Source organism: Bacillus sp. 3G2 (assembly GCF_044324725.1).
Taxonomy (GTDB): domain Bacteria; phylum Bacillota; class Bacilli; order Bacillales; family Bacillaceae_G; genus Bacillus_A; species Bacillus_A mobilis.
The window spans coordinates 85,001-87,500 of sequence record NZ_CP172246.1 but is presented as its reverse complement, the minus strand read 5'-3'; the positions used below and the strand labels follow the sequence as shown (position 1 = coordinate 87,500).

The 2,500-nt window shown below is 51.8% G+C and carries 7 tRNA genes and 2 rRNA genes (2 of these 9 cut by a window edge); all 9 read right to left on the bottom strand.

From position 1 onward, the window contains the following. A tRNA-Arg gene (locus tag ACHZK0_RS00480) sits at window positions 1-28 on the bottom strand; it reaches 46 nt to the left of the window's first position. 3 nt (window positions 29-31) lie between these two features. Next, a tRNA-Leu gene (locus ACHZK0_RS00475) sits at window positions 32-120 on the bottom strand. 16 nt (window positions 121-136) lie between these two features. Continuing rightward, window positions 137-211, bottom strand: a tRNA-Gly gene (locus tag ACHZK0_RS00470). 29 nt (window positions 212-240) lie between these two features. After that, window positions 241-321: transfer RNA gene (locus tag ACHZK0_RS00465), tRNA-Leu, on the bottom strand. 15 nt (window positions 322-336) lie between these two features. Beyond that, a tRNA-Lys gene (locus ACHZK0_RS00460) sits at window positions 337-412 on the bottom strand. A 13-nt stretch (window positions 413-425) separates the two neighbouring features. Continuing rightward, window positions 426-501 (bottom strand) — tRNA-Thr (locus ACHZK0_RS00455). Between the two features lie 4 nt (window positions 502-505). Next, window positions 506-581, bottom strand: a tRNA-Val gene (locus ACHZK0_RS00450). 5 nt (window positions 582-586) lie between these two features. After that, window positions 587-702, bottom strand: a 5S ribosomal RNA gene (gene rrf, locus ACHZK0_RS00445). Between the two features lie 101 nt (window positions 703-803). Continuing rightward, a 23S ribosomal RNA gene (locus ACHZK0_RS00440) occupies window positions 804-2,500 on the bottom strand; it runs 1,225 nt beyond the window's last position.

Below are 2,500 nucleotides of genomic sequence, written 5' to 3'. Positions count from 1 at the left end.
ACGCTCTATCCAATTGAGCTACGGGCGCATATGGTGCCGAGGGCGGGGGTCGAACCCGCACGGTGGTCACCCACCGCAGGATTTTAAGTCCTGTGCGTCTGCCTGTTCCGCCACCCCGGCATGTCATATTGGAAATTGGAGCGGAAGACGGGATTCGAACCCGCGACCCCAACCTTGGCAAGGTTGTATTCTACCACTGAACTACTTCCGCAAGACATGTTTGAGTTATTTTATTAAAAGTGCGGGTGAAGGGAGTCGAACCCCCACGCCAAAGGCGCTAGATCCTAAGTCTAGTGCGTCTGCCAATTCCGCCACACCCGCATATTTAAGATAAAATGGTGAGCCATGAAGGATTCGAACCTTCGACCCTCTGATTAAAAGTCAGATGCTCTACCAACTGAGCTAATGGCTCTTGCAATAAAAACTGGTGCCGACTAGAGGACTTGAACCCCCAACCTACTGATTACAAGTCAGTTGCTCTACCAATTGAGCTAAGTCGGCTAAATGGTGGAGGATGACGGGATCGAACCGCCGACCCCCTGCTTGTAAGGCAGGTGCTCTCCCAGCTGAGCTAATCCTCCGAATTGCCTGGCAACGTCCTACTCTCACAGGGACAAGGTCCCAACTACCATCGGCGCTAGAGAGCTTAACTTCCGTGTTCGGTATGGGAACGGGTGTGGCCTCTCTGCCATCATTACCAGACTGTATTCATTTAAGACAAGAATTATTGTAACTCATTTAACTTTTAAAGTCAACAAGTTTTTTATATTCTTTCAAAACTAGATAACATTGCTTCATATTATATGGTTAAGTCCTCGATCTATTAGTATTCGTCAGCTCCACATGTCACCATGCTTCCACCTCGAACCTATCAACCTGATCATCTTTCAGGGATCTTACTAGCTTACGCTATGGGAAATCTCATCTTGAGGGGGGCTTCATGCTTAGATGCTTTCAGCACTTATCCCTTCCGCACATAGCTACCCAGCTATGCCCTTGGCAGAACAACTGGTACACCAGCGGTGCGTCCATCCCGGTCCTCTCGTACTAAGGACAGCTCCTCTCAAATTTCCTACGCCCACGACGGATAGGGACCGAACTGTCTCACGACGTTCTGAACCCAGCTCGCGTACCGCTTTAATGGGCGAACAGCCCAACCCTTGGGACCGACTACAGCCCCAGGATGCGATGAGCCGACATCGAGGTGCCAAACCTCCCCGTCGATGTGGACTCTTGGGGGAGATAAGCCTGTTATCCCCGGGGTAGCTTTTATCCGTTGAGCGATGGCCCTTCCATGCGGAACCACCGGATCACTAAGCCCGACTTTCGTCCCTGCTCGACTTGTAGGTCTCGCAGTCAAGCTCCCTTATGCCTTTGCACTCTACGAATGATTTCCAACCATTCTGAGGGAACCTTTGGGCGCCTCCGTTACACTTTAGGAGGCGACCGCCCCAGTCAAACTGCCCACCTGACACTGTCTCCCGGGTCGATAAGACCCGTAGGTTAGAATTTCAATACAGTCAGGGCGGTATCCCACCAGCGCCTCCACCGAAGCTAGCGCTCCGGTTTCAATGGCTCCCGCCTATCCTGTACAAACTGTACCAAAATTCAATATCAGGCTACAGTAAAGCTCCACGGGGTCTTTCCGTCCTGTCGCGGGTAACCTGCATCTTCACAGGTACTATAATTTCACCGAGTCTCTGGTTGAGACAGTGCCCAAATCGTTACACCTTTCGTGCGGGTCGGAACTTACCCGACAAGGAATTTCGCTACCTTAGGACCGTTATAGTTACGGCCGCCGTTTACTGGGGCTTCAGTTCAGAGCTTCGCTTACGCTAACCCCTCTCCTTAACCTTCCAGCACCGGGCAGGTGTCACCCCCTATACTTCGCCTTACGGCTTCGCAGAGAGCTGTGTTTTTGCTAAACAGTCGCTTGGGCCTATTCACTGCGGCTTTCCGTTAAGAAAGCACCCCTTCTCCCGAAGTTACGGGGTCATTTTGCCGAGTTCCTTAACCAGAGTTCTCTCGCACACCTTAGGATTCTCTCCTCGCCTACCTGTGTCGGTTTGCGGTACAGGCACCTTTTATCTCGCTAGAAGCTTTTCTTGGCAGCGGGGAATCAAAGACTTCGCTCCATAAGGAGCTTCCCCATCACAACTCAGCCTTCACGATAAGCGGATTTGCCTACTTATCAGCCTAATTGCTTGGACGTGCACAACCAATCGCACGCTTCTTCTATCCTTCTGCGTCCCTCCATTGCTCAAACGATAAAGAGGTGGTACAGGAATATCAACCTGTTGTCCATCGCCTACGCCTGTCGGCCTCGGCTTAGGTCCTGACTAACCCTGAGCGGACGAGCCTTCCTCAGGAAACCTTAGGCATTCGGTGGACGGGATTCTCACCCGTCTTTCGCTACTCATACCGGCATTCTCACTTCTAAGCGCTCCACCAGTCCTTCCGGTCTGACTTCACTGCACTTAGAACGCTCCCCTACCACTGA